Origin of the sequence: Lysobacter panacisoli (assembly GCF_009765165.1) — a bacterium.
Lineage (GTDB): Bacteria > Pseudomonadota > Gammaproteobacteria > Xanthomonadales > Xanthomonadaceae > Lysobacter_J > Lysobacter_J panacisoli.
Genome location: NZ_VLNU01000001.1, coordinates 2,840,530 through 2,865,044, shown reverse-complemented (window position 1 = coordinate 2,865,044; position 24,515 = coordinate 2,840,530). Strand labels below are relative to the sequence as shown.

Below are 24,515 nucleotides of genomic sequence, written 5' to 3'. Positions count from 1 at the left end.
CGTTTCGGGAGCCGCATGGACATCCAGCCGCAGAACCTGTTCACCGCACTGGCCATCGGCCTGCTGATCGGCGTCGTGCGCGAACGCCACCATGTCGGCGGCGGCGCGACCGTGGCCGGCGTGCGCACGCACGCGATGGTCGCCCTCGCCGCGGGCGTGGCGGCGGATTTCGGCGGTGCGGCGCTGGTGGCGGTGGTGCTGGCCGTGGGTGCGCTCGCGGTCGCATCGCACATGCGCACGCGCGACTCCGACCCGGGCCTCACCGGCGAGATGGCGTTGCTGGTCACCACGATGCTGGCCGCGCTCGCGCAACAGGACGCGGCGCTTGCCGCCGGACTGGGCGTGATCGCGGCGGTGCTGCTGTTCGCCAAGCAGCCGTTGCAGCGATTCGCACGCGACATCGTCAGCGAGCGCGAGGTTCAGGACGGTCTGTTGCTGGCCGCGTCCGCGCTGGTGGTTCTGCCGATGCTGCCAGGCGAGCCGGTCGATCCGTGGGGCGTGCTGGTGCCGTCGCGGCTGTGGAAGCTGGTGGTGCTGGTGATGGCGGTCGGCATGCTCGGCCACATCGCGTTGCGTGCGGTGGGTGCGCGATGGGGATTGCCGGTCGCGGGATTCTTCTCGGGATTCGCATCATCCACCGCGGCCGTCGCCGGCTTCGGCCAGCGCACGCGCGACGACGCGCGGCTCGCGAACACCGCCGCATCGGCCGCGCTGCTGTCCAACCTCGCCTCGCTGCTGTTGCTCGTCGGTATCCTCGCCGCCGCATCGCCGGCACTACTGCGCGCCAGCGCGTGGCCGTTGGCCGCGGCCGTCGGCATGCTGCTCGCCATCGCGGCGATCGGGCTGCACAAGGAAGGCGAAACACCGGAACTGCCACGCGAGCCGCAGGCCCGCGCGTTCAAGCTCAGCCACGCGTTGTTGCTGGCGGCGATCATCGCCGCGGTACTCGTGTTGTCGGCGTGGCTGCGCAGCGTGTTCGGCGATGCCGGCGCGCTGGTCACGGCGATGCTGGTCGCACTGGCCGAACTGCATGCCGCAGCGGCGAGCATCGCCCAGCTGTCGGCCGGTGGCGGCCTCAGCCTGGAGCATGCGCAATGGGGCATCGCCGGGCTGCTCTCGTCGAGCGCGGCAGCCAAGTCGGTGCTGGCCTTCGCCAGCGGCCACCGGCGCTACGGATTCCTCGTCGCCGGCGGACTGGTCGGGATGGCGTTGGCATGCGCCGCGGTTACGTGGGTGGTTACGCGCTGAGGGCGTGCCGTCATCCCCGTCGGATTCCTGCTGTCATCCCCGCGAAGGCGGGGATCCAATCCGCTGATCCGATTCCGTCCTCCGGAGAGCGTGAAGCACGCACAGTTGGATTCCCGCCTTCGCGGGAACGACGGGCAGAAGCTGGCGACCATCGACACCGCTGTCGCCTCAATCGTCGAACGCAACCTCGCCGAACAGGTCGTGCTCGTCGCTGCCGAGGATCTCGACGTCGACGAACTCGCCCGGCTTGAGGCCGGCCATGAAGCCGTTTTGGATCTGCACCAGGCCGTCGATCTCCGGCGCGTCGTACATCGAACGCGCGATCGCGAGTTCGCCGTCGAGCGTGTCCACGAGGCAGCGCTGGGTCGTGCCGACCTTCGCCTCCAGGCGCGCGGCGGAAATCTCCGCCTGCCGTTCCATGAAGCGCGCCAGGCGCTCCTGCTTCACTTCTTCCGGCACCGCGTCGGGCAGCGCGTTGGCAGTGGCGCCCTCGACCGGCGAATAGGCGAACGCGCCGACGCGGTCGAGCTGCGCTTCGTCGAGGAAATCGAGCAGCTCCTCGAACTCCGCTTCGGTCTCGCCGGGGAAACCGACGATGAAGGTCGAACGGATCGCCATGTCCGGCGCGATCGAACGCCAGCGCTGGATGCGTTCGAGCGTCTTGTCGACCGCACCGGGGCGCTTCATCAGCTTGAGGATGCGCGGGCTGGCGTGCTGGAACGGGATGTCCAGGTACGGCAGCAGTTTGCCGTCCGCCATCAGCGGGATGATCTCGTCCACGTGCGGATACGGATACACGTAGTGCAGGCGCGTCCAGATGCCGAGTTCGCCCAGGCCTTCGCACAGCGCCTTCATGCGCGTCTGGTACGACTTTCCGCGCCATTCGCGTTCGGCGTACTTCACGTCCACGCCGTAGGCGCTGGTGTCCTGCGAGATGACCAGCAGTTCCTTGACCCCGCCCATCGCGAGCTTCTCGGCTTCGCGCAGCACCTGATCGACGGGGCGGCTGACGAGGTCGCCGCGCATCGACGGGATGATGCAGAAGCTGCAGCGGTGGTTGCAGCCTTCGGAAATCTTGAGGTACGCGTAGTGCTTCGGCGTGAGCTTGATGCCCGTGTCCGGCACCAGATCGAGGAACGGATCGTGCTTCGGCGGCAGGACCGCGTGCACGGCGCTCATCACGCTGCCGTAGTCCTGCGGACCGCTGATGGAGAGCACGTCCGGATGCGCTTCGCGGATCTGCTCAGGCTTCTTGCCGAGGCAGCCCGTGACGATGACCTTGCCGTTCTCGGCCATCGCTTCGCCGATGGCGTCCAGCGATTCGGTCACCGCCGAGTCGATGAAACCGCAGGTGTTGACCACCACCACGTCGGCGTCGTCGTACGTCTGGACGATGTCGTAGCCCTCCACGCGCAGCTGGGTGAGGATGCGTTCGGAATCGACGAGCGCCTTGGGGCAACCGAGGCTGACGAAACCGACTTTGGGATTGGCGAGGGACATGGACGTACCGCTGACAGAGAAACAGGCGTGCCGGCCATCCGGAAGGACGGCGGGCGGCGAACGGGAAGGCTGCGGATTATAGCCCCGGAGCTAGAATCGGCCTGCCCTGTCCCCCCATTCAAACTGAACAGACCCATGTCCCGCTGGATCGATCTGGACACCCCACACGGCCCCGTCCGCGCCTGGCGCGCGGATCCGGGCGTCCCGTCGCATCGCGCGGTGGTCGTGCTGCAGGAGATCTTCGGCGCAAATGCGCACATCCGCGCCGTCACCGAACGCCTCGCCGCGGCCGGATTCACGGCGATGGCACCGTCCCTGTACGACCCGGTCGCACCGGGCGTCGAGCTCGACTACGACGAGGCCGGCACCCAGCGCGGCGTCGCCCTGCGCAACGAACTGGGCTTCGATCGCGCGGTGGACGTCGTGCGCGTCGCGGCCGAGGAACTGCAGCAGGAAGGCCTGCGCGTCGGCGCGGTCGGTTTCTGCTGGGGCGGCAGCGTGGCCTTCCTCGCCAACGCGCGCCTCGGGCTGCCGGCCGTGTCGTATTACGGCGCCCGCACGCTGCCCTTCCTCGACGAACCGCTGCGCACGTCGATGATGTTCCACTTCGGCGACAAGGACACGAGCATCCCGCCCGAGGCGATCGAACAGCATCGCCTCAAGCAGCCAAGCGCGACGGTGCACGTCTATCCGGGCGTCGGCCACGCATTCAACCGCGACGTGGACAACCACGTCTTCGATCCCTCCACGGCCGCACTGGCGTGGCAACGCACGCTCGACTTCCTCGAGGAGAACCTGCGATGAACCGTGGCGGAGCCCACGAACCCTGGCAGCTGCATCCGCAGCTCGCACAGGACACGCATCCGGTCGCGCACTTCGCGCTCAGCGAACTGCGCCTCATGGACGATGCCAACCATCCGTGGCTGATCCTGGTGCCGCGCGTTGCCGAGGCGATCGAACTGATCGATCTGGACGAGGCGCAGCAGGCGACGCTGCTGCACGAGATCAACGCCGCGTGCCATGCGCTGCGTGCGGCGTTCGAGCCGCACAAGCTCAACGTCGCGGCGCTGGGCAACGTGGTGTCGCAACTGCACGTGCACGTGATCGCGCGATTCCCCGACGACATCGCGTGGCCGCGCCCGGTATGGGGCACCGCGACCGCGCAGCCGTACTCGCCCGAGGCACTGGTCGCGCGCATCCGCCAGTTGCAGGACGCGCTGCCGAAGTGACCGTTCCCGCGGTCTGCGACGTCGAACGCCTGGCCGACGACGCCTGGCTGCTGCGCTTCGGCGAGCGGCTGGACCCCGCGCTCAACGCACGCGTGCACGCGATGGCGGCGCGCCTGCGTAGGGCCCATCCGCCGTGGCTGCGCGACCTCGTTCCGGCGTTCGCGAGCCTTGGCGTGTTCGTCGATGCCGCGACGGACCCGGCACACGTGCACGAGGCACTGCTCGCATTCGCGATGACGCAGGACGTCGACGCCGGCAACCCACCCGCGACGTCCGCGCGAATCGTCGAGATTCCAGTGCGTTACGGCGGCGATGACGGTCCTGACCTGGAATCCGCCGCCGCCGAACTCGGCCTGTCGCCGCAACAGCTGGTCGAACGCCACGGCGCGGGCGATTACACCGTGGCGATGATCGGATTCGCGCCGGGCTTCCCTTACCTGTCGGGGCTGGATCCCGCCCTCGCGCTGCCGCGACTGGCGACGCCGCGCGCGCGCGTCGCCGCCGGCAGCGTGGCCATCGGCGGCGCACAGACCGGCATCTACCCGCGCGAAAGTCCCGGCGGTTGGCGTCTGCTTGGACGCACGCCGCTGGCGCTGTTCGATCCGCACCGGCAACCGCCGACGCTGCTGCAACCGGGCGACCGCGTACGCTTCGTCGAGAGCGAAGGCACTGCCGCAGACGTACCCGTGACATCGCATTCGCGACATCGCGACGCACGCACGCTGCGCGTGCTCAGGCCGGGCCTGCTGACCACGGTCCAGGACGCGGGACGCCGTGGCTGGCGCCATGTCGGCGTCGCGCTCGCGGGCGCGCTCGACACCGGCGCGGCGACGCTGGCGAACCGGCTGGTCGGCAATCCGGACGATGCGGCCGTGCTTGAGCTGACCTTGCGCGGACCAACGTTGCAGTTCGACGCGCCGGTGCGCATCGCCCTGCTCGGCGCGCGGGTGTCGGCGCGTTTCGACGGCGAACCGGTACCGATGGGCCGGCCGGTCGAACTTCCGGCGGGCACCCTCGAACTCGGCGCACTGCACGACGGCGCGCGCGCATGGCTGGCGATCGACGGCGGCATCGACGTCGACCCCGTGCTGGGCAGCCGCAGCACCGACCTGCGCGGCGGCTTCGGCGGCGGCGAAGGACGGCCGCTGGCGGCGGGCGACGTGCTCGCGCTCGGCGAAGGCGCGATGACCGGCGTTCCGCGCCTGAACGCGCCTGTCTGGTGGATCGATCCCGCACACGATGAACCGGTCGAAGCACCGATCCGCTACTGCCCGTCCGCGCATCCGGCGGCTTCCGCGCTGGCGCGGCGCGTATGGCAGGTGAATCCGAACAGCAACCGCCAAGGCCTGCGCCTGCAGGGCGATCCCCTCCCCGCCCCGCCGGCCGACGGCGTGTCCGAGCCGGTCGCACCGGGCACGATCCAGTTGCCGGCCGACGGCTGCCCGATCGTGCTGATGGCCGATGCGCAGACCGTGGGCGGCTACCCCCGCCTCGGCCACGTCATCGCCGCCGACCTGCCGCGCTTGGCGCAGTGCATTCCGGGACAGACGCTGCACTTCGCGCCCTGCGATCCGGCGACCGCCCATCGGCTGGCTTGCGCTGCGCGTGCGCGGCTCGCCAGAATCGGCGTGATGATCGACGCGCGCCTCGCCGCGGTCTGAACCCTCAACCTTCAAAGCGGACTTCCATGAAATCCCATATCGTCGGCGCGCTGGTGCTGGTCGTGATCGGCACCCTGTTCCTGCTCAACAACCTCGGCTTCACCGACATGAGCCTGGGTCGCCTGCTCATGACCTGGTGGCCCGCGATCCTGATCGTGGTCGGCCTGGGCATGCTGTTCAAGCGCGGTTGACGCCGCGCCCTGCCTGCGACGTGAACCCGCGCATCGACTTCAACTGCGATCTCGGCGAAGGCTGTGGAGACGACGCGGCGATCCTGCCGCTGGTGAGCTCGGCCAGCATCGCCTGCGGCGGCCACGCCGGCGACGAGGCGACGATGCGCGCGACGCTGCGCCTGTGTCGAGCGCACGGCGTCGCCGCGGGAGCCCATCCGTCGTACGAGGACCGTGAGCACTTCGGCCGGCGCGCGCTCGACGTGCCCGCGGCCGAAATCGCGCGCATGGTGGGCGAGCAGATCCGGCGCCTGACCACGATCGCGGACGAGGAAGGCGTGCGCCTGGCGCACGTCAAGCCGCACGGCGCGCTCTACAACGTCGCCGCCGACGACCGCGCGGTGGCCGATGCCATCGCCGCCACGGTCGCGGAATTCGATCCGTCACTGGTGCTGTTCGGACTGTCCGGTTCGGCGCTGACCGAGGCCGGCGCCGCGCGTGGCCTGCGTGTCGCCCACGAAGTCTTCGCCGAACGCGGCTACGACGCGCGCGGACGGCTGCTGCCACGCGGCACGCCGGGCGCGGTGATCGATTCGCTGGATGCCTCCATCGCGCAGGTGCGACGACTGGCCGGACGCGGCGAGGTCGTCGCCAGCAACGGTCGCATCGTGCCGCTGCGCGCCGACACGCTGTGCCTGCATGGCGACCGCTCGGATGCGGTCGCGTTCGCGCGCGCGGTGCGCGGGGCACTTGAGGCGGACGGGATCGCGGTGGTGTCGTTCGGGGCGACGGCATGAACTACTGGCCGCTGCTCGGCGTTGCGTGGGTCGTGGTCGGCTTCGTGCTGCGCGCCAATCCGGTGATCGTGGTGGTGAGTGCGGGACTGGTCAGCGGACTCGCCGCGGGCAAGTCGATCGGCGAACTGCTGGCGCTGCTCGGCGAGAGCTTCGTCTCCAACCGCGCACTGCTGATGTTCGCGATGACGCTGCCCACGATCGGTCTGCTCGAACGCGCCGGCCTGCGCGAGCACGCGCTGCGCTGGATCGCGCGGTGGCGCGGCCTCACCCTCGCGCGCCTGCTCACCGGGTATCTCGCAGCGCGACAGGGATTGAGCATGCTCGGCCTGATCGACATCGCCGGGCATGCGCAGACGGTGCGACCGCTGCTCGCGCCGATGGCGGAATCCGCCGCGTCCAAACCGAATGGCCCGGTCACGCGCGAGGACACGCAGAAGGTCCATGCGCTCGCCGCCGCTACGGACAATGTCGGCCGCTTCTTCGGCGAGGACGTGTTCCTGGCGTTCGGCGCCGTGTTGCTGATCCAGGGTTTCTACGCCGAGCACGGCATCGTGCTGGAACCGCTGCAGATCGCGCTGTGGGCGATCCCGACCGCGATCGCGGCGTTCGTGATCCATGCGGTGCGCATCGTGTTCTTCCAGCGCGCGCTCGACCGTCGAATGGCAGAGAAGGCGACGACGGCGGAGGCGCGCGATGCTGTCGATTGAGCACTTCTACCTGCTGCTCGCGCTGTTCCTGCTGTACGCGGGCGGCCGCAACCTCCGCGAACGCCGCTTCGCGCACGCGGCGTTCTGGGGCCTGCTGGCGGTGCTGTTCGCGAGCGGGAAACCCATCCTCGATGCCTCCAAGCTCGGCAACGCCCTGCCCTCGCAGCTGGCGGGAGCCGCGGTGATCGCGCTGGCGCTGCTGGCCACGCGCATGCGCCGCGAGCACATCGCCGAAGCGCCCGAAGCGCAACGCCTCGCCTCCGCGCAGCGACTCGGCCATCGCCTGTTCTGGCCGGCGCTGCTGATTCCGGCGGTGACGGTGCTGATCGTGCTGTTCGGGCCGACGCTCGCAATCGGCGGGACAAAGCTGTTCGGTGCCGGCAGCATCACGCTCATCGGCCTCGCATTGGCCTGCGTGCTGGCGACGATCGTCGCCGTGCTGGTCACGCGCGAACGTCCCGTCGCAGCGCTCGGCGAAGGACGTCGCCTGCTCGACACGATGGGCTGGGCTGCGCTGCTGCCGCTGGTGCTGGCGACACTGGGCGGCGTGTTCGCGGCCAGCGGCGTAGGCGAAGCGGTCGCGTCGCTGGTGTCGGCGGTGATCCCATCCGACAGTCGCGTCGCGTGCGTGCTGGCCTACGGATTGGGCATGGTGCTGTTCACCGTGATCATGGGCAACGCGTTCGCCGCATTCCCGGTGATGACGGCGGGCATCGGCCTGCCGTTGCTGATCCAGCAGCACGGTGCGGCACCGGCGATCCTCGGCTCCCTCGGCATGCTGACCGGCTACTGCGGCACGCTGATGACGCCGATGGCGGCCAACTTCAACCTCGTTCCTGCCGCGCTGCTGGAACTGGACGATCCCAACGCGGTGATCCGCGCGCAATTGCCGACCGCGATTCCGCTGCTCGTGGTGAACCTGCTGCTGATGTACTGGCTGGCCTTCCGATGATCGGCCCATGAGCAAGCGCATTCCCACCGTCCTGCTCACCGGCTTCGCGCCGTTCGGCGGCGAGGACGAGAACCCGAGCTGGGACGCCGTGCGCGCGCTCGATGGCGACACCATCGAAGGCCATCGCGTGGTCGCTCGTCGCTTGCCGGTCGAGTTCGGCGCGTCGCTGTCGGCGCTACGGCAGGCGCTGGACGAACTCGAACCGGCGCTGGTCATCTGCGTCGGCCAGGCCGGCGGGCGCGCGCAGATCTCGCTGGAACGCGTCGCCATCAACGTGGACGACGCACGCATCGCCGACAACGCCGGCGCGCAACCGATCGACGAACCGGTCTGCGGCGACGGCCCGGCCGCGTACTTCAGCGACCTGCCGATCAAGGCAATGCTGGCAGCTCTGCGCGAGGCGGGATTCCCGGTGGAGATCTCGCAGACCGCCGGCACCTTCGTCTGCAACCACGTCTTCTACGGATTGATGCACGCGCTGCGGAATGTGCCGCAGGTCCGCGGCGGATTCGTCCACATTCCGTATGCTCCCGCCCAGGCCGCGCGGCATCCGGGCGCTCCCAGCCTGCCGCCAACGGTGGTGACCCAGGCATTGCGCCTGGCCGTCGCTGTGGCGCTCACGGTCGATCACGACGTCCGCCTCGCAGCGGGCACCACGCACTAGACACGCACCACACAGGGGAACACCTCATGCGCAAGATCTTCGCCACCGCGCTGGCCGCGGCGCTGCTCATGCCCGCGCTCGCGATCGCGGCCTCGCAGTCGTTCTACGACAAGAAAGCAGCCGAAGCCGCGGGCAGCGGCCAGCGCACCGTCAGCCTCTATGTCGACGTCGACCTGGGCGCGCGCAAGAGCGGCTCGGCGACCGAACTCAACCAGTCCCACCGCGCGTTCAACGCCAACGGTTTCGATGTCGTGAGCGTGGTCGGTTACACCGAGAACGGCGACCTGCAGGGATTCTTCGTCACCTACGTGCGGCGCTGATGCCGCACCAATGCAAAGGCCGCCTCCCGGCGGCCCTTGCGTCGAAGCCCGTGACAGACGGGCTTACTTCTTCTTCGCGATGTACTGCTGCAGGTGCTTGACGCGTTCCGGCGAGGACGGGTGATCGTCGAAGAAGCCGGTCTTGCCCGAACCGCCCTTCGCGGACAGCACCTGCATCGCACGCACCGAACCCTGCGGGTCGAGTTTGTGCCGGCGCAGGAAGTCGACGCCGTACTCGTCCGCCTGCGTCTCGTTGGCGCGGCTGAACTTCGCGTTGAGCGCCGCTTCGCCGATGGCGCCGATGTCGGAAGCGGCCAGCGAACCCACCGTCCCGCCCATCGCGCTGGCGCCGGTGCGCGCGGCGCTGGCGAGGTAGGCGGCGCGGTAGTGTTCCTTGCTGTGGCCGTGCTTGACGTGACCGATCTCGTGACCGATCACCGACATCAGCTCAGCGTCGCCCATCGCGTCCATCAAGCCGGCGAACACGCGGACCGAACCGTCGGGCGCGGCGAAGGCGTTGATGTCCTTGACGAGGTAGACCTTGAAGTTCAGCGCCATCCCGTCTTCGTTCTGCATGCCCTGCGTCAGCTTGGCCAGGCGTTTGGCGTAGGGACTGCTGGCCGGCGCGACGGGATTTTCCTGGTCCATCTTCGCGACCGACTCCGCGCCCAGCTGCGCGACCTGCGCGTCGGAGATGGTGAGGCCCTGCACCGCCTGGACACCCGCCTTCTGCAGGTTCTGGTTGTTCAGCAGGTCGCTGAGCTTGCCGGCGTGCGCCGTGCCGATCAGGCACAGCGTGCAGGCCAGTGCGACGATGCGCGGCTTCGCTATGGTGTTCATGGTTCCGCTCCTTCGTATGCGCGATTGCGTCCGGCCGATTGTGGCGGCCATGACGCATCGGTTCCCATCAGACAATTCCGGTGCCGCGATCGACGCACGCGCGATCAAGCGCGTGCGGATACGGACTGTCGCGATCAGGTGCGCGGCAGCGTGACGCCGACCTGTCCCTGGTACTTGCCGCCGCGGTCCTTGTACGAGGTATCGCAGACTTCGTCGGACTGGAAGAACAGCATCTGCGCCACGCCTTCGTTGGCGTAGATGCGCGCCGGCAGCGGCGTGGTGTTGCTGAACTCCAGCGTGACGTGGCCTTCCCACTCCGGTTCCAGCGGCGTCACGTTGACGATGATGCCGCAGCGCGCGTACGTGCTCTTGCCCAGGCACACCACCAGGGTGTCGCGCGGGATGCGGAAGTACTCGACCGTGCGCGCCAGCGCGAAGGAGTTCGGCGGGATCACGCAGTAATCGCCCTCGACGTCGACGAAGCTGCCGCTGTCGAAATGCTTGGGATCGACGATGGTCGAGTTGATGTTGGTGAAGATCTTGAACTCGCGCGAGCAGCGCACGTCGTAGCCGTAGCTGGAGGTGCCGTAGCTGACGATGCGGTGGCCGTCGGCGCCGGTCTTGACCTGGCCCGGCTCGAACGGCTCGATCATGCCGTGCTGTTCGGCCATGCGACGGATCCAACGATCGGACTTGATGCTCATGCGGTGCGGGCGACTCGGGGGCAAGGAAGGGCGATTGTGTCAGCCGCGGCAGGCCGCGGCCAGAGGCGTCACACCAGCGAGGCCGACAGCGGCGTGGCCACGCGCGGGCGGCGCGCCAGCTCGATCGCCAGGCGGCGCGCGGTGAGGCGATAGGCCGCGGCGGCGGCGCCGTCCGGCTGGGCGGCGACGATGGGGACGCCGGCGTCGCCCTGTTCGCGGATGCCGATTTCCAGCGGCAGGCTGCCCAGCAGCGGGACGCCGTACTGCGCGGCCATGCGCTGGCCGCCGCCCTCGCCGAACACGTGTTCGGTGTGGCCGCAGTTGGAACAGACATGGACGGCCATGTTCTCGACCAGGCCCAGCACCGGCACGTTGACCTTCTCGAACATCTTCAGCGCCTTCTTCGCGTCCAGCGTCGCCACGTCCTGAGGCGTGGTGACGATGACGGCGCCGGCCACGGGGATCTTCTGCGCGAGGGTCAGCTGGATGTCGCCGGTGCCCGGCGGCAGGTCGACGACGAGGTAGTCCAGTCCCGCTTCGGCGCCCCAGCGGGTCTCGCCGAGCAGCTGCGTGAGTGCCGAGGTCGCCATCGGACCGCGCCAGATCATCGGCGTGTCCTGCTCGATCAGCAGGCCGATCGACATCGCCTCGACACCATGCGCGTGCATCGGCTCGATGGTCTTGCCGTCGGGGCTGTCGGGACGACCGCTCAGGCCGAGCATGGTCGGCACGCTGGGGCCGTAGATGTCGGCGTCGAGCACGCCCACGCGCGCGCCCTCGGCGGCCAGCGCCAGCGCGAGGTTCACCGCGGTGGTCGATTTGCCGACACCGCCCTTGCCCGAGGCCACGGCGATCAGGTTGCGTACGTTCGTCAGCGGCGACAGGGTCGGCTGGACCGCGTGCGAGACGATGCGCGGATGCAGTTCCAGCCGCGCCAGCGCCAGCCCTTCGGCCTGCACCGCGCGGGCGACTTCCGCTTCCAGCCACGGCCGCAGTGTCGCGCAGGGGAAGCCCGGGGTCAGTTCGACCACCGCCCGGCCGTCGTTGGCGACGGCGCGGATGCGGACGCCGGCCTCGGCCAGGGTCAGGCCCACGTCGGGCAGGGACAACGCGGCAATGCGGGCTTGCAGGGATTCACTCACGGGGACGGCCTGGCTGGGGGATGATTCCGCCCGTGATTTTACGGGTTCCGGCCGTGCTCCTGCCTGACGGAGATCATCGCGAAGGCCGGTCGGGAACGTGCCGCCGCGCGAAGTCCGTACGCCGACGGATGCGGTATAACTGCCCCAACCGCGCGCTCAGCGCGGCCGCTACCGAATCCCTGGGAGGGGACACATGCGTACCAAGTTGCTTGCCCTGCTGTTGCTGACCCTGCCGCTGAGCGCCTTCGCGCAGAACAACACGCCCGTCGGCGCCTGGACCACCGTCGACGACAAGACCCAGAAGCCGAAGTCCGTGGTCGAGATCTACCAGGCCAAGGACGGCAGCCTCGCCGGCCGCGTCACCGAGATCCTGCAGTCCGACCGCGGCCCGAACCCGGTCTGCGACAAGTGCTCCGGCGATCGCAAGGACAAGCCGGTGAAGGGCATGGTGATCCTGTGGGGCATCAAGCAGAAGGGAGACGTGTGGGAGGGCGGCCAGATCCTCGATCCGGCCAGCGGCAAGATCTACTCGGTGAAGGTGACCCCGTCGACCGACGGCAAGAAGCTGGAAGTGCGCGGCTTCATGGGCTTCTCGCTGCTGGGTCGCAGCCAGACCTGGAATCGCCGCTGATCCTTCGCGCAACCCGCGGAATCCGACGCCCCGGCCAGTCCGGGGCGTTTTCGTTTTGCGGCATGCGCGCGGTGTCGGGGCTGAACGGGGAGCGCGTGCGATAATCGCGGCTCTTTTCGCCAGCCATCGCCAGCCAGACCCATGTCACGCGAGTTCGTCGTTTCCTGCGCCCTGCCCTACGCCAACGGGCAGCTGCACCTTGGCCACCTGGTGGGCTACACCCAGGCCGACATCTGGTGCCGCGCGCAGCGAATGGCCGGACACAAGGCCTGGTACGTCTGCGCCGACGACACCCACGGCACGCCGATCATGCTCGCCGCCGAGAAGGCCGGGACGACGCCGGAGAACTTCATCGCCGGCATCCAGGCCAGCCACGAGCGCGATTTCGCCGATTTCGGGGTGGCCTTCGACCACTACGACTCGACCAATTCAGAGCGCAACCGCGTCCTGACCGAGGCGATCTACGCCAAGCTCGAGAACAACGGTCATATCCGCCGCCGCTCGGTCGCGCAGCTGTACGACCCGGCCAAGGGCATGTTCCTGCCGGACCGCTACGTGAAGGGCATCTGCCCCAACTGCGGCACGCCCGACCAGTACGGCGACAACTGCGAGAACTGCGGCGCGACCTACTCGCCGACCGAGCTGAAGGAACCGCGCTCGGTGATCAGCGGCGCCACGCCGGAGCTGCGCGAGTCGGAGCATTTCTTCTTCGAGGTCGGCCAGTTCGAAGGCTTCCTGCGCGAATGGCTGGCCGGCGATGTCGCCCTGCCCGGCGTGAAGGCGAAGCTGCAGGAATGGCTCGATGCCGACGGCGGCCTGCGCGCGTGGGACATCTCGCGCGATGCGCCGTACTTCGGCTTCCAGATCCCCGGACATCCGGGCAAGTACCTGTACGTGTGGCTGGACGCGCCGATCGGTTACCTGTCGAGCTTCCAGGCGCTGTGCGAGCGCGAAGGGCTCGACTTCTGGTCCTACCTCGCGCGCGACAGCCAGGCCGAACTGCACCACTTCATCGGCAAGGACATCGTCAACTTCCACGGCCTGTTCTGGCCGGCGGTGCTGCACGGCGCCGGTTTCCGCGCGCCCACGCGCCTGCACGTCAACGGCTACCTGACCGTGGACGGCGCCAAGATGTCCAAGTCGCGCGGCACCTTCGTGATGGCGCGCACCTACCTCGACGCGGGGCTGGATCCGGAAGCGCTGCGCTACTACTACGCGGCAAAGTCGTCCGGTGGCGTCGACGATCTCGACTTGAACCTGAGTGACTTCGTCGCGCGCGTCAATTCGGATCTGGTCGGCAAGTTCGTCAACCTGGCCAGCCGGGCTTCGGGGTTCATCACCAAGCTCTTCGACGGGCGCCTGTATCCCGAGGACGGGGTGCGATTCGAAGGCACCCTGGAACTGGACAAGCAGATCCTCGAGGACATCCCGCACATCCACGGCTGGTACGAGCAAGGGAACTTCGGCTTCATCGCTCGAAACATCATGGCGACCGCAGATGACCTGAACAAATTCTGGAACGATCAGGCGCCCTGGGCTCTCGCAAAGGACCCTGCAAGACTCACTCAGCTGCATGCTGTCGCGTCGGAGGTCCTGCGGGCGTTCTATCGCCTGGCGATCTGCCTGTATCCCATCTGTCCGACTCTCTGCGGCAATGCGCTGAAGCTCTTCAAGCTCGACCGGGCGCCCGTCTGGGACGATCTCCGTCAGCCGATTGAATCCATGCTGCCGTTCAACGAGTTGTTCACCCGCATCGACCCGAAGCACATCGAAACCATGATCGAAGCCTCCAAGGAATCCCTGAAGCCCGAAGCCCCGAAGACCGATGTCGCTGCGCGGGCGAAGGTGGAGAAGGCGGAGAAAGCTGCCGCGCCTGCCCCGGCCGTCGATGGCGCGTACATCGGCATCGACGATTTCGCCAAGCTCGACCTGCGCGTGGGCAAGGTCGTGGCCTGCGAGTTCGTCGATGGTTCCGACAAGCTGCTGCGTTTCGAGCTCGACGCGGGCGAGCTGGGCAAGCGCCAGATCTTCTCCGGCATCCGCGGCTCCTACGGCGAGCCGGAAAAGCTGATCGGTCGCAACGTGGTGTTCATCGCCAACCTCGCGCCGCGCAAGATGCGTTTCGGCATCAGCGAGGGCATGATCCTCTCGGCCGGTTTCGACGGTGGCTCGCTGCACCTGCTCGACGCCGACGCCGGCGTGCAGCCGGGCATGCCGGTGCGCTGAAGCGCACTGCCTCTCCCGGCGGGAGAGGACGCATGAGCACCGACCTGATCGAACGACTCGACCGCATCCTCCCGCAGACGCAATGCGGGCAATGCGGCTTCGCGGGTTGCCTCCCGTACGCGGAGGCAATGGCGCGCGGCGAGGCGGACGTCGATCGTTGCCCGCCGGGCGGCGACGCCGGTGCGCGTGCGCTGGCGAACCTGCTGGGCGTCGAAGCCAAGCCCTACGATCGCAGTCGCGGTGAACACAAGGCGCCGATCGTCGCGGTGATCGTGGAAGCCGACTGCATCGGCTGCACCAAGTGCATCCAGGCGTGTCCGGTGGACGCCATCGTCGGTGGCTCCAAGCACATGCACACCGTCATCGAACCGCTGTGCACCGGCTGCGAGCTGTGCGTGCCGGCGTGCCCGGTCGATTGCATCGAGATGTTGCCGGCGGCGTGACGCGCGCCGGCAACGCGCGTTACTTCGCTTCGGCCGCGCCGACTGCCGGAACCGCGCAGGCCGAGCACACCCGCTCCACGGTGTAGCCCTTCGCACGCAGCTTTTCGATGACGCCGTCGTCGCCAAGCAGGTGCAGCGCGCCGACCACGACGAGCGTCTCGCCCTTCTTCACGCCGTCCAGCATCTGCTGGATCTGCGGCACCCACGCGTCGTTACGCTCGACGTTGATGAGGCGGTACGTCTGCGGCGTCTTCTCGAGCATGTCTTCGCGGCTGAGCGCGTCCAGACGCGCGAGATCGCCGCTGCGCCAGGCATCGTGCAGGTCGCCGAGCATGCCGGGCATTTCGGTCGGCTTGTCGAGGAACTCCTTCAGCGACGCGATCTGTTCCGTCATCGGCGTGGAGTCGAGCACCTGCAACTGGGTGTCGATCGATTCCAGTCCGCCGGTCGGCTTGCCCTTGGCGAGCGCCTGCTGCATCAGGTACTGGTCCAGCCCCTGTTCGGGGCGGAAGCCCATCTGCTGCGAAATGCCGAGCATCAGCGACAGGTTCACGAACCACGGCTCGTAGCCGTCGAACTGCGCGATCGACACGCCGCGCTGGGCAAGGATGCGATTGAACTTCTCGCGCAGTGACGCCGGCAACACCTGGCTCAGCGTGCGACCGTCGGCAAAGCCGGCGGCGGCGAGGAATTTCTGCGCCATCGCCGGATCGTTCATTTCCTCCGGCGGCACTTCGAAGACGATCTTGCCGGAGGCCTCGAACGCGCGGTCGATGTCGGCCGAGACCGGATAGTCGTCCTGCTTGAGCAGGTGGAACGAGCCGAGCACGTACACCGCGTTGTCGCGGTCGGAGACCTTCCACAACAGCGGCACCGGCGGCGCCTTGGCCGGCGCGACGGTCGCGGCCGTCGGCGCAGGCGACTTTGCCTGCTCGACGGCCAACGCCACCGACATCAGGCCGGCCGCGGCCAGCAGCGACAGGCCGAGGATCTTCAGACGGCGCATCGCAGGGCGGCTCTCGGCATCACGGGGCGGCATGGGCGTAGGTCTTCTCGCCCGCCTGCACCAGCAGATCCAGGCGGTTTTCCGGCGGCGGCAGCGGACACGTCGCGAACGGCGTGAACGCGCAGGGCGGGTTGTAGGACTGGTTGAAATCGACCAGCACCGTGCCGCCAACGCCCGGCTTGGGGACGTCGAGGAAGCGACCGGCCGGATAGCTGCCGTGTCCGCTGGTGCGATCGGCGAACACCAGGAACAGCGTCTCGGCGCCTTCGTCGAGCGCCTCGATGCGGTAGGTCTTGCCCTCGCGCTCGAATTCGATCGCGCCCGGGTTCGGCACCGCGTCGGTGGTGCCGATGATGTTGGCGATCTCCAGCGTCTTGCCCGGCTCGTGCGCGACGAAACGACCGGTCACGCGCCAGTCGCTGCTGGCCGGCCAGTACTCCAGGCCGCGGAAGCCGGTGCGCGTCTCCGCGTCGGCATGCTTCACGCGCAGCGCATAGCGCGGACCGCGCTTGATCACGGTGGCGATGCCCTTGCCTTCGTCGAACGTGATCACGCTCGGACCGGCCGGCGCATCGTCGGCGCGCAGGATCGTCTCTCCGGTGAGCGGCGCGCCGTCGAGCGTCATCGCCACGCCCTTCTCCGGCACGAAGCGCAGGCGGCCGTTGGCGAGGTCGATCATGCCGAAATGTGAAGGGCCGACTGCGAGTTCGATGCCGTTGCCCGCGGACGAGCCGATGTAGTGCGCGCCCGGTTCGATCCAGTGCAGGCCGACGAGGCTGGTCCAACCGTCGGGCTTGGTCAGGCCGGCGACGCGCTGCTGGCGCCACAGCTGCAGCTCCTGATTGAAGGCCGCCTGAGTCGCCTGGGCCTGTTCGTCCGACACCTTGTCGTCCTGCTTGCCACAACCAGTGGCCGCGAGCGCCAACGCGATCACTACGGCAATCCCCAGAGCAGCCTTCGCATGAGCAGTCATCAACGTCCTCGCAGGAACCAGCGGTCGATTTCGGGCAGGGTGAAACGCGCCCAGGTGGGACGGCCATGATTGCACTGACCGGAGCGCTCGGTGGTTTCCATCTCGCGCAGCAGTGCGTTCATTTCCGGCAAAGTGAGACGACGGTTGGCGCGCACGGCACCGTGGCAGGCCATCGTCGCCAGCAGTTCGTCGCGCGCGGCGGCGACGCGGCGGGACTCGCCGTGTTCGCGCAGGTCGGCGAGTACGTCGCGCAGCAGCGCCTCGACGTCGCCATGCGCCAGCAGCGCGGGCACGCTGCGCAGGGTCAGCGACTGCGGACCGCTGCGGCTCACCTCGAACCCGAGCGCGGCCAGCGTGTCGCCTTCGCGCTCGGCGACCTCGGCCTCGCGTTCGGAGACGGCCAGCGTCGCCGGCACCAGCAAGGGCTGCGTGCGCAGGCCTTCACCGTCGTGCGCGGACTTGAGCTTCTCGTAGCCGATGCGTTCGTGCGCGGCGTGCATGTCGACGACGATCAGACCTTCGGCACTCTCGGCGAGGATGTAGATGCCATGCAGCTGCGCCACCGCATAACCGAGCGGCGGCAGGGTCGCGTCCTCGCCGGTGGCAAGCGGCATCGATGCCACAGGCATCGGCGATTCCGCACGCAGCGACGGTCCGGCGTACAGCGCGGCGTAACCGGCGCGCGTCTCCGCCACCTGCATCGGCAGCGGCGCCTGCGAGGCGCGCTCGGGCCAGGACGGCATCGGACCGCCATTGCCGGCGAACGCCTGCGTCGCGCCCATCGGCGACATCGCCTGCCCGGGCATCGCAGCGACGCCCGTGACATTGCCGGCGCGCGTTCCCGCCAGCGCATCCTGCAGCGTGCGATAGACGAAATCGTGGATCAGGCGCGCATCGCGGAAGCGGACCTCGTGCTTCGCGGGATGCACGTTGACGTCCACGCGGCGCGGATCGAGTTCGAGGAACAGCACGTACGCCGGCTGGCGTCCGTGGAAGAGCACGTCCGAATACGCCTGCTTGATCGCATGCGAGATGCTGCGGTCGCGCACCGCGCGGCCGTTGACGTAGAGGTACTGCTGGTCGGCGCTGGCGCGGTTGTACGCCGGCTGCGCGATCCAGCCGTGCAGGCGCAGGCCGGCGCCCTCGTGTTCGATGCGCAGCACATTGCGCGCGAATTCCTCGCCCAGCGCTTCGTGCAGGCGCACTTCCGACAGCAGGTCGCCCTCGCCCTTCCAGCGCCGCGACGGCTTGCCGTTGTGCGAGACGCGCAGCTCGACGTCGGGACGGGCGAGCGCGAGCTGGCGCAGCCATTCCTCGATGTGACCCAGCTCGGTGCGCTCGGCCTTGAGGAACTTGCGCCGCGCGGGCACGTTGAAGAACAGGTCGCGCACTTCGACCGTGGTGCCCTGCGGATGCGGCTTGGGCATCACGGCGCCGATGCGGCCGCCATCCACTTCCAGCGTGGCGGCGTGGTCGTTGCCATTGCGGCGCGAGGTCAGCGCGAAACGGCTGACGGAGGCGATCGACGGCAACGCTTCGCCACGGAAACCGAGCGTCGCCACGCCTTCGAGGTCGTCGAGCGAGGCGATCTTGCTGGTCGCATGGCGCTGGATCGCCAGCGGCAATTCGTCGGGCGGAATGCCGCCGCCATCGTCGCGGATGCGGATCAGGCGCACGCCACCCTCTTCCAGGTCGATGTCGATCCGGCGCGCGCCGGCATCGAGGGCGTTCTCGACCAATTCCTTCACGACCGACGCAGGTCGTTCGATGACCTCGCCGGCGGCGATCTGGTTGATGAGGGTGTCGGGGAGCTGGCGGATCGGCACGGCGGCGACGCTGCGGGGCATCGTCTGGGAATTGGTCGCGATGATAGCCGACGCAGCCCCGGCATTGGCCGACGGCGTCGCAGTTGCGTCGCCGATTCCGGTCCCGGCCGCGATCAGAGGCTTCCGCCGCCGATGCCCGCGTCGGACGCGGCGTACTGCGCGTCGGCGCGCGCGGCGTACAACGTGCCCGGCGGCGGTTGGCGGATGAAGTAGGTGTTGACGCCGTCGAGCACCGCGCGCGCCAGGTTGCGCTGGTGCGCGGGGTCCATCAGACGGCGTTCTTCGTCCGGATTGGAGATGAAGGCGGTCTCGACCAGCATCGCCGGCATGTCCGAGGTGCGCAGCACGGCGAAGTTGGCGCGCTCGATGTTCGGCTTGTGGTTCGCACCGACGCGCTTGAGGCCGTCCAGCACGTGCGACGCCGCGTCCTCGGAGGCCTTCATGTGGCCGCTCTGGGTCAGGTCGAGCAGCACCGACGCCAGCGTGTTGCTGGTCTGTTCCAGCCGCACGCCGCCGATCAGGTCGGACGAGTTTTCCTTGTCGGCCAGCCAGCGCGCGCGCTGCGACGACGCACCCTTGAGCGACAGCACGTACACCGACGAGCCGCGCGCGGAGCGGTTCTCGGCCGCGTCGGCATGGATCGAGATGAACATGTCGGCCTTGGCCTGGCGCGCCAGCTGGGCGCGACGCGGCAGCGGGATGAACACGTCGTTGTCGCGGGTCAGGTAGGCCTTCAGGCCAGGCGTGGCATTGATCTGGCGGGCGAGCTCACGCGCGATCGCGAGGGTCACGTCCTTCTCGCGCTTGCCGCTCGGGCCGAGCGCACCCGGATCCTGGCCACCGTGGCCCGCGTCGATGGCGATCACCAGCGGGCGCATGCCGCGGCCGCGCATGTCCTTGATTGCCTTGGCCGGAGCCGCCGCTGTGATCGCGCCGTCGGTCGCCGACGTGGCCGGAGCAGTGGCCACGACGCTCGCGCCCGGCATCGGCGTGGGCTGTCCGGTGGCGATGCGGGTCGGAACGCCGGTCGCAATGGTGGTCGCGACCGGTGGCTTGGCAGCGGGCACGACGGTCGCGGCGACCGGAGCAGCGCTCGCGGGCGTCGATGTCTGCGTGGACGCGCCGGCAGTCGTCGCCGGAACGGCCTGAGCCGGTGCTGGCGCGACGGTCTCGGTGGCCGGGGCGTTGCCGTTGCGGGCGACGATCTCGGTGATCAGGCGCGTCGTGGCGGCCGAAGACGCCGCAGCGGTTTCCGCGGGCGTGGGCGTTTGGACGGGCGTCGTGGCCGGAGCGGGAGCGACAACAGCGGGTGCGGTCGTCGGCGTCGCAGCGGCAGGTGCGGCAGCGATCGGCGCCGAGGACGCACCGTCGCCCGGCCATTCGAGCACCAGGCGTGCGCCGTCGCCGGACTGCTCGATGCGCGGCTTCAGCACGGCGACCGGCTGGGCCAGGTCGAACACGATGCGCGCGGTACCGGGTGCCGGCTCGCCGGTGCGGATCGACTTGATCACGCCGATCGCGGTCGGAATGCGGAACTGGCGGGACAGGCTGGATGCCGGCAGGTCGATCACCAGACGGTCCGGTCCCTTGAGGTTGATGACCTTGAAGGCGGCGTCGCGGTCGAGGGCGATTTCGGCGCGGGTACCCGTAGCTCCGTCGCTCAGCTCCAAGCCCTTGATTTCACTGGCGTGGGCGAGATTCCACGCGAGGGCCGCCAGCAGCGCGAGGCCGAGCAGAAACTTCTGGACGGTGGCGGCCTTGACGCGCATGGCCTGTAGTCAAGCACCGCAACATTACTTTTGCAAGCACTTTTTCCTTACGAATCCGGTACCTGCCGTTCATTCCTGCAAATCCGTTCAGGAGTCGGCCGCAACTCCGTGGGCGGCGGTGGCCCGTTCGACCCAGCTCCGGCCGGCCTCCGACCCCGCCACGAGGCGCGCCACGCGGCCGGTGCCACGCATCGCCAGCTCGACGGTAAGGTCCGGCCTGGGCAGCTGCCCTGCCCCGCGCTCGGGCCATTCGACCAGCCACAACCGCACTTCCGCGCCATCGAGCCCAAGGAATTCGAGTTCGCCCGCGTCGGCGATGCGGTACAGATCGAGATGCCACGCTTCGCCGCCGTCGTTGAGCGGATAGCGTTCGACCAGCGTGTACGTCGGACTGCGAATCGCACCCTGCACGCCGAGTGCGCGCAACAGCGCGCGCGCAAGCGTCGACTTGCCCGCACCAAGATCGCCATGCAGATGCACGACCGCATTCGCCGGACGCGTGCGTGCAAGCGCCTGTCCCAGCGCATCGGTTGCATCGGCATCGGGCAGCCAGCGTTCGCTCATCGCATCGGTTCCGGATTGACGAAGTGTCGAAGCCACGGCATCAGGTCGGAAGGCAGCAGACCGCGTTCGCCGCCTTCATGCGCGGCCGCATCGCCCGCGGCGGCATGCAGCAATGCGCCGGAACTGGCGGCATCGAATGCATTCATGCCTTGCGCGCGCAACGCTGCGATCACACCGCTGAGCACGTCACCCATGCCGCCCACCGCCATGCCCGGATTGCCCGCGCCGATCACTCGCGGCGTTTCGTGCGAGGCGGCGACTATCGTGCCCGCACCCTTGAGCACGACCACGCAGGCGTAGCGTTCGGACAACGCGTGCGCAGCCGCGAAGCGATCGCGCTGAATATCGGCGGTGGTGCTGCCGAGCAATCGCGCGGCTTCGCCGGGATGCGGCGTCATCACCGCATCGGCCGGCAATGCGAATGGTTTCGTCGCAAGCAGGTTCAGCGCATCGGCATCGAGCAGCAGCGGCTTGCCGCTCGCCACCGCGCGCTCGTACAGCTGCAGGCCCCATTCGTTGCGACCCAGGCCTGGCCCGAGCGCGATCGCATCGGCGCGACCGAGTGCTTCGCGCAGCGCGGCTTCGTCGCCGACTTCGTGGGCCATCGCCTCGGGCAGGCGCGCGAGCAACGGTGCGACGTGGCGCTCGCGCGTGGCGACTTCGACCAGCCCCGCGCCGCTGCGCAACGCGGCCTGAGCGCACAGCATGATCGCGCCGCCGCTGCCGTGTTCGCCGCCGATGCACAGCACACGACCGTTGCGCCCCTTGTGGCTGTCGCGCGGACGCGGGCCGAGCCAGCGCGACAGGTCCATCGGCGTAATGCGTTCGGCGATGGGTTCGCAGCCTGCGAAATCCGATGCGTTGAGTCCGAGCGTCGCCAGCGCCAGCGCGCCGGTGTGATCGAGCGCCGCACCGGTGCGCAGCCCGCCCTTGCAGGCCATGAATTCGACCGTGCGCGTCGCGACGACCGCGGCGCCGGGAACACTGCCGCGCTCCGCATCCAGGCCACTGGGAACATCGAGCGCGAGCACGTGCACGCCCGCGCGGTTGATCGCCGCGATCAGCGCTTGCGCGCTTTCGTCCGGCGCGCGCGACAAGCCGATACCGAACAGCGCATCGACGATCACATCGCCATCGGGAAGCCGTCCGTCGAAGGCGATGACCCGGCCGCCGAACGCCTCCACCGCGCGCATCGCGAGCTCGCTGCGCGGCGCGGCGTCGGGCCAGCGCACCACGGTCACCTCGCGTCCCGCTTCGTGCGCGTGACGCGCGAGCACGTAGCCATCGCCGCCGTTGTTGCCCGGGCCGCACACGACCACGATGCGCTGCGCCTGCGGCCAATGCGCGAGCAGGTCGCGCCACGCGGCCTGGCCGGCGCGGCGCATCAGTTCGAAGGCATCGCCCAGTGCAACGGCTGCGCGCGCTTCCACGGTGCGCAGCGCGACCGCGCCGTGGAGCGCCTGGGCGAACGGGAAGGCATCGGAAGACATCCAGCGATTCTATACTTGCGTATCGTGAAACCCGTCGTTCCGCCAATGCCGATACCGCTCACGGCCGATCCCGTCGCCGTGGCGCAGCGCGTGCGCGAACTGGCGCGGGAATTCGGCTTCCAGCGATGCGGCATCGCCGGCATCGAACTGGGCGAAGACGAGGCGCACCTGCGCGACTGGCTCGCGCAGGGCCTGTACGGTTCGATGGACTGGATGGCGCGCCACGGCGACCTGCGCGCGCGTCCGCAGGAACTACATCCAGGCACGGTCCGCGTCGTCTCGGTCGGACTGGATTACGGCCGCGACAGCGACGAGGCCTGGGACACGCTCGACGACGGCGAACGCGCCTACGTCGCGCGTTATGCGCTGGGGCGCGACTATCACAAGCTCATGCGCCAGCGACTGCAACGACTGGCCGATCGCATCGCCGAGGAGGTCGGACCGTTCGGGCATCGCGTGTTCGTCGATTCTGCACCGGTGCTGGAGCGCGCGCTCGCGCGCAATGCGGGGCTGGGCTGGATCGGCAAGCACACCTGCCTGATCGACAAGGACGGCGGTTCGTTCTTCTTCCTCGGCGAGATCTATGTCGACCTGCCGCTGCCGGTCGATCCGCCGGCGAGCGCGCATTGCGGCACGTGCCGGCGCTGCATCGACATCTGCCCCACGCAGGCGATCGTCGCGCCGTATCGCCTCGACGCACGACGCTGCATTTCCTACCTCACGATCGAGCACGAAGGCGCGATCCCGGAGGAACTGCGCGCGCCGATCGGCAACCGCATCTTCGGCTGCGACGACTGCCAGCTCATCTGCCCCTGGAACAAGTTCGCCCAGCGCACCGACGAACCCGATTTCCGCACGCGCAACGACCTGGACAAGGCGACGCTGGCGCAGCTGTTCGCGTGGAGCGAGGCGGAATTCCTGCAACGCACCGAGGGATCGGCGATCCGTCGCAGCGGTTACGAGCGCTGGCTGCGCAACATCGCCGTCGCACTGGGCAATGCACCGTCCACGCCGGAGGTCATCGCAGCGCTGCGCTCACGCCGCGAATCGGCAAGCCCACTCGTGCGCGAACACATCGAGTGGGCCCTGCATCGCCACGGCAGCTTCTGAGGCTTACTTGCCCGTCTTCGGGCGGCCCGGCGCGGCATCCGTGAATGCCTTCTCGATGGCCTTCTGGTCGATCTGCTGGACCATGCGGCCGGCCACTGCGGTGACTTCGGGGGCCTCGAAGATCTGGCGCCCGGCCATTTCGCCCAGCGCCGTGAAAGCGTTACCGAACGACTCGGTACCTTCCAGACGCAGGACGTTGACCGCCTCGCTGCGGCAATCCTTGGTGAGCAGGCGTTCGAACATGCGCGCCATCGCCACGTCGGATTCCTTGCGCTGCACTTCGGTGACGGCGGACATGTGCGCCACGGCCGGATGCGCAGCGAGCGCACCGAAGATCCATTGCGTGAGCATGCGCTTGTCGTCGGCGGTGAGCGTCGCCTGCATGCACATCGACAGCTTGTCGCCATGTTCGCCGGCCGAGGCCGTCGGCACCGCGCCGGCCGCGCATGCGACCAGGGCCGTGGCCAGCACGGCATTCTTCTTCCAGTTCATCGCGGCTTCCCCCTGAATGCCGACGTCAATGTGAGCGGCACTCTATCCGGT

General features: G+C 68.8%; 24 protein-coding genes and 1 pseudogene. 14 read left to right on the top strand and 11 right to left on the bottom strand.

What is annotated here, in order from left to right; translation table 11 throughout:
• Positions 1 to 15 precede the first annotated feature (15 nt).
• Positions 16 to 1,248, top strand: coding sequence for an MgtC/SapB family protein (locus FOF45_RS13280; RefSeq protein WP_158985617.1), 1,233 nt, complete (start codon positions 16 to 18; stop codon positions 1,246 to 1,248).
• Between the two features lie 168 nt (positions 1,249 to 1,416).
• On the opposite strand, the gene rimO is transcribed toward FOF45_RS13280, so the two are convergent.
• Positions 1,417 to 2,748 carry a 30S ribosomal protein S12 methylthiotransferase RimO gene (rimO, locus tag FOF45_RS13275; protein WP_158985615.1) on the bottom strand — a complete coding sequence of 444 codons (1,332 nt, stop codon included), beginning with the start codon at positions 2,746 to 2,748 and terminating at the stop codon, positions 1,417 to 1,419.
• A 135-nt stretch (positions 2,749 to 2,883) separates the two neighbouring features.
• Between rimO and FOF45_RS13270 the strand changes: the two genes are divergently transcribed.
• The 9 genes from FOF45_RS13270 to FOF45_RS13235 are packed head-to-tail and all read left to right on the top strand — an operon-like array spanning position 2,884 to position 9,248.
• A complete protein-coding gene (locus FOF45_RS13270; RefSeq protein WP_158985613.1) occupies positions 2,884 to 3,552 on the top strand; it encodes a dienelactone hydrolase family protein in 669 nt (222 codons plus the stop codon).
• Positions 3,549 to 3,977 carry an HIT family protein gene (locus FOF45_RS13265; RefSeq protein ID WP_158985611.1) on the top strand — a complete coding sequence of 143 codons (429 nt, stop codon included), beginning with the start codon at positions 3,549 to 3,551 and terminating at the stop codon, positions 3,975 to 3,977. Before FOF45_RS13270 ends, FOF45_RS13265 begins: the two co-directional genes overlap by 4 nt.
• On the top strand, positions 3,974 to 5,638 hold the full coding sequence (pxpB, locus tag FOF45_RS13260) for a 5-oxoprolinase subunit PxpB (protein WP_158985609.1): 1,665 nt from the start codon (positions 3,974 to 3,976) through the stop codon (positions 5,636 to 5,638). Before FOF45_RS13265 ends, pxpB begins: the two co-directional genes overlap by 4 nt.
• A gap of 26 nt (positions 5,639 to 5,664) precedes the next feature.
• Positions 5,665 to 5,829, top strand: coding sequence for a LiaI-LiaF-like domain-containing protein (locus FOF45_RS18190; RefSeq protein WP_199244485.1), 165 nt, complete (start codon positions 5,665 to 5,667; stop codon positions 5,827 to 5,829).
• A gap of 20 nt (positions 5,830 to 5,849) precedes the next feature.
• Positions 5,850 to 6,605, top strand: coding sequence for a 5-oxoprolinase subunit PxpA (locus FOF45_RS13255; RefSeq protein WP_158985607.1), 756 nt, complete (start codon positions 5,850 to 5,852; stop codon positions 6,603 to 6,605).
• Positions 6,602 to 7,312, top strand: a complete 711-nt coding sequence (locus tag FOF45_RS13250; protein ID WP_158985605.1) for a DUF969 domain-containing protein — start codon at positions 6,602 to 6,604, stop codon at positions 7,310 to 7,312. Before FOF45_RS13255 ends, FOF45_RS13250 begins: the two co-directional genes overlap by 4 nt.
• Positions 7,299 to 8,264, top strand: a complete 966-nt coding sequence (locus FOF45_RS13245; RefSeq protein ID WP_158985603.1) for a DUF979 domain-containing protein — start codon at positions 7,299 to 7,301, stop codon at positions 8,262 to 8,264. The genes FOF45_RS13250 and FOF45_RS13245 overlap by 14 nt, the downstream gene beginning before the upstream one ends.
• Positions 8,265 to 8,271: 7 nt before the next feature.
• Positions 8,272 to 8,928: a pyroglutamyl-peptidase I gene (gene pcp / locus FOF45_RS13240; protein ID WP_199244484.1), complete on the top strand. Its 657-nt coding sequence runs from the start codon at positions 8,272 to 8,274 to the stop codon at positions 8,926 to 8,928.
• A gap of 26 nt (positions 8,929 to 8,954) precedes the next feature.
• Positions 8,955 to 9,248 carry a hypothetical protein gene (locus FOF45_RS13235; protein ID WP_158985601.1) on the top strand — a complete coding sequence of 98 codons (294 nt, stop codon included), beginning with the start codon at positions 8,955 to 8,957 and terminating at the stop codon, positions 9,246 to 9,248.
• A 63-nt stretch (positions 9,249 to 9,311) separates the two neighbouring features.
• On the opposite strand, the gene FOF45_RS13230 is transcribed toward FOF45_RS13235, so the two are convergent.
• The 3 genes from FOF45_RS13230 to apbC form a co-directional block, all read right to left on the bottom strand.
• Positions 9,312 to 10,088 carry a M48 family metallopeptidase gene (locus FOF45_RS13230; protein WP_158985599.1) on the bottom strand — a complete coding sequence of 259 codons (777 nt, stop codon included), beginning with the start codon at positions 10,086 to 10,088 and terminating at the stop codon, positions 9,312 to 9,314.
• Between the two features lie 134 nt (positions 10,089 to 10,222).
• Positions 10,223 to 10,792, bottom strand: a complete 570-nt coding sequence (gene dcd / locus FOF45_RS13225; RefSeq protein WP_158985597.1) for a dCTP deaminase — start codon at positions 10,790 to 10,792, stop codon at positions 10,223 to 10,225.
• A 68-nt stretch (positions 10,793 to 10,860) separates the two neighbouring features.
• A complete protein-coding gene (apbC, locus tag FOF45_RS13220) occupies positions 10,861 to 11,721 on the bottom strand; it encodes an iron-sulfur cluster carrier protein ApbC (RefSeq protein ID WP_158987503.1) in 861 nt (286 codons plus the stop codon).
• A gap of 406 nt (positions 11,722 to 12,127) precedes the next feature.
• Here apbC and FOF45_RS13215 point away from each other — a divergent pair, with 406 nt between their 5' ends.
• The 3 genes and pseudogenes from FOF45_RS13215 to rnfB all read left to right on the top strand — a co-directional run bounded on the left by FOF45_RS13215 (position 12,128) and on the right by rnfB (position 15,234).
• Entirely contained in the window at positions 12,128 to 12,565 is a 438-nt protein-coding gene (locus tag FOF45_RS13215) for a DUF2147 domain-containing protein (RefSeq protein WP_158985595.1), read from the top strand.
• A 123-nt stretch (positions 12,566 to 12,688) separates the two neighbouring features.
• Positions 12,689 to 14,791, top strand: a pseudogene (gene metG, locus FOF45_RS13210) (methionine--tRNA ligase); the annotation flags it as partial.
• Between the two features lie 32 nt (positions 14,792 to 14,823).
• Positions 14,824 to 15,234, top strand: coding sequence for an Rnf electron transport complex subunit RnfB (gene rnfB / locus FOF45_RS13205; protein WP_158985591.1), 411 nt, complete (start codon positions 14,824 to 14,826; stop codon positions 15,232 to 15,234).
• A gap of 19 nt (positions 15,235 to 15,253) precedes the next feature.
• Here the strand turns inward: rnfB and FOF45_RS13200 are convergent, their stop codons facing one another.
• The 6 genes from FOF45_RS13200 to FOF45_RS13175 all read right to left on the bottom strand — a co-directional run bounded on the left by FOF45_RS13200 (position 15,254) and on the right by FOF45_RS13175 (position 22,862).
• On the bottom strand, positions 15,254 to 16,240 hold the full coding sequence (locus FOF45_RS13200) for a TraB/GumN family protein (protein ID WP_158985589.1): 987 nt from the start codon (positions 16,238 to 16,240) through the stop codon (positions 15,254 to 15,256).
• A gap of 19 nt (positions 16,241 to 16,259) precedes the next feature.
• On the bottom strand, positions 16,260 to 17,213 hold the full coding sequence (locus FOF45_RS13195; protein ID WP_158985587.1) for a DUF1684 domain-containing protein: 954 nt from the start codon (positions 17,211 to 17,213) through the stop codon (positions 16,260 to 16,262).
• Positions 17,213 to 19,060, bottom strand: a complete 1,848-nt coding sequence (mutL, locus tag FOF45_RS13190; RefSeq protein WP_425481928.1) for a DNA mismatch repair endonuclease MutL — start codon at positions 19,058 to 19,060, stop codon at positions 17,213 to 17,215. Before mutL ends, FOF45_RS13195 begins: the two co-directional genes overlap by 1 nt.
• Before the next feature lie 92 nt (positions 19,061 to 19,152).
• Positions 19,153 to 20,808, bottom strand: a complete 1,656-nt coding sequence (locus tag FOF45_RS13185; protein ID WP_158985585.1) for an N-acetylmuramoyl-L-alanine amidase — start codon at positions 20,806 to 20,808, stop codon at positions 19,153 to 19,155.
• Between the two features lie 87 nt (positions 20,809 to 20,895).
• Entirely contained in the window at positions 20,896 to 21,372 is a 477-nt protein-coding gene (gene tsaE / locus FOF45_RS13180; protein ID WP_158985583.1) for a tRNA (adenosine(37)-N6)-threonylcarbamoyltransferase complex ATPase subunit type 1 TsaE, read from the bottom strand.
• The gene (locus FOF45_RS13175; RefSeq protein ID WP_158985581.1) at positions 21,369 to 22,862 is read right to left on the bottom strand and encodes an NAD(P)H-hydrate dehydratase; all 1,494 of its coding nucleotides are present in this window, start codon (positions 22,860 to 22,862) and stop codon (positions 21,369 to 21,371) included. The genes tsaE and FOF45_RS13175 overlap by 4 nt, the downstream gene beginning before the upstream one ends.
• 45 nt (positions 22,863 to 22,907) lie before the next feature.
• Between FOF45_RS13175 and queG the strand changes: the two genes are divergently transcribed.
• The gene (queG, locus tag FOF45_RS13170) at positions 22,908 to 23,972 is read left to right on the top strand and encodes a tRNA epoxyqueuosine(34) reductase QueG (protein WP_158985579.1); all 1,065 of its coding nucleotides are present in this window, start codon (positions 22,908 to 22,910) and stop codon (positions 23,970 to 23,972) included.
• 3 nt (positions 23,973 to 23,975) lie between these two features.
• Here the strand turns inward: queG and FOF45_RS13165 are convergent, their stop codons facing one another.
• Positions 23,976 to 24,464 (bottom strand): hypothetical protein, encoded by a 489-nt coding sequence (locus FOF45_RS13165; protein ID WP_158985577.1) that lies wholly within the window; start codon positions 24,462 to 24,464, stop codon positions 23,976 to 23,978.
• Positions 24,465 to 24,515: the final 51 nt, after the last annotated feature.

Excerpts from the sequence above, each read along its gene's own strand:
- FOF45_RS13185 (WP_158985585.1), bottom strand. The coding sequence starts at position 20,808 with ATGCGCGTCAAGGCCGCCACCGTCCAGAAGTTTCTGCTCGGCCTCGCG.
- dcd (WP_158985597.1), bottom strand. The coding sequence starts at position 10,792 with ATGAGCATCAAGTCCGATCGTTGGATCCGTCGCATGGCCGAACAGCAC.
- FOF45_RS13215 (WP_158985595.1), top strand. The coding sequence starts at position 12,128 with ATGCGTACCAAGTTGCTTGCCCTGCTGTTGCTGACCCTGCCGCTGAGC.
- FOF45_RS13245 (WP_158985603.1), top strand. The coding sequence starts at position 7,299 with ATGCTGTCGATTGAGCACTTCTACCTGCTGCTCGCGCTGTTCCTGCTG.
- FOF45_RS18190 (WP_199244485.1), top strand. The coding sequence starts at position 5,665 with ATGAAATCCCATATCGTCGGCGCGCTGGTGCTGGTCGTGATCGGCACC.
- mutL (WP_425481928.1), bottom strand. The coding sequence starts at position 19,060 with ATGCCCCGCAGCGTCGCCGCCGTGCCGATCCGCCAGCTCCCCGACACC.
- FOF45_RS13175 (WP_158985581.1), bottom strand. The coding sequence starts at position 22,862 with ATGTCTTCCGATGCCTTCCCGTTCGCCCAGGCGCTCCACGGCGCGGTC.
- pcp (WP_199244484.1), top strand. The coding sequence starts at position 8,272 with ATGAGCAAGCGCATTCCCACCGTCCTGCTCACCGGCTTCGCGCCGTTC.
- rimO (WP_158985615.1), bottom strand. The coding sequence starts at position 2,748 with ATGTCCCTCGCCAATCCCAAAGTCGGTTTCGTCAGCCTCGGTTGCCCC.
- queG (WP_158985579.1), top strand. The coding sequence starts at position 22,908 with ATGCCGATACCGCTCACGGCCGATCCCGTCGCCGTGGCGCAGCGCGTG.
- FOF45_RS13235 (WP_158985601.1), top strand. The coding sequence starts at position 8,955 with ATGCGCAAGATCTTCGCCACCGCGCTGGCCGCGGCGCTGCTCATGCCC.
- FOF45_RS13265 (WP_158985611.1), top strand. The coding sequence starts at position 3,549 with ATGAACCGTGGCGGAGCCCACGAACCCTGGCAGCTGCATCCGCAGCTC.
- FOF45_RS13165 (WP_158985577.1), bottom strand. The coding sequence starts at position 24,464 with ATGAACTGGAAGAAGAATGCCGTGCTGGCCACGGCCCTGGTCGCATGC.
- FOF45_RS13250 (WP_158985605.1), top strand. The coding sequence starts at position 6,602 with ATGAACTACTGGCCGCTGCTCGGCGTTGCGTGGGTCGTGGTCGGCTTC.
- FOF45_RS13200 (WP_158985589.1), bottom strand. The coding sequence starts at position 16,240 with ATGCGCCGTCTGAAGATCCTCGGCCTGTCGCTGCTGGCCGCGGCCGGC.
- FOF45_RS13195 (WP_158985587.1), bottom strand. The coding sequence starts at position 17,213 with ATGACTGCTCATGCGAAGGCTGCTCTGGGGATTGCCGTAGTGATCGCG.
- rnfB (WP_158985591.1), top strand. The coding sequence starts at position 14,824 with ATGAGCACCGACCTGATCGAACGACTCGACCGCATCCTCCCGCAGACG.
- FOF45_RS13270 (WP_158985613.1), top strand. The coding sequence starts at position 2,884 with ATGTCCCGCTGGATCGATCTGGACACCCCACACGGCCCCGTCCGCGCC.
- FOF45_RS13280 (WP_158985617.1), top strand. The coding sequence starts at position 16 with ATGGACATCCAGCCGCAGAACCTGTTCACCGCACTGGCCATCGGCCTG.
- FOF45_RS13230 (WP_158985599.1), bottom strand. The coding sequence starts at position 10,088 with ATGAACACCATAGCGAAGCCGCGCATCGTCGCACTGGCCTGCACGCTG.
- tsaE (WP_158985583.1), bottom strand. The coding sequence starts at position 21,372 with ATGAGCGAACGCTGGCTGCCCGATGCCGATGCAACCGATGCGCTGGGA.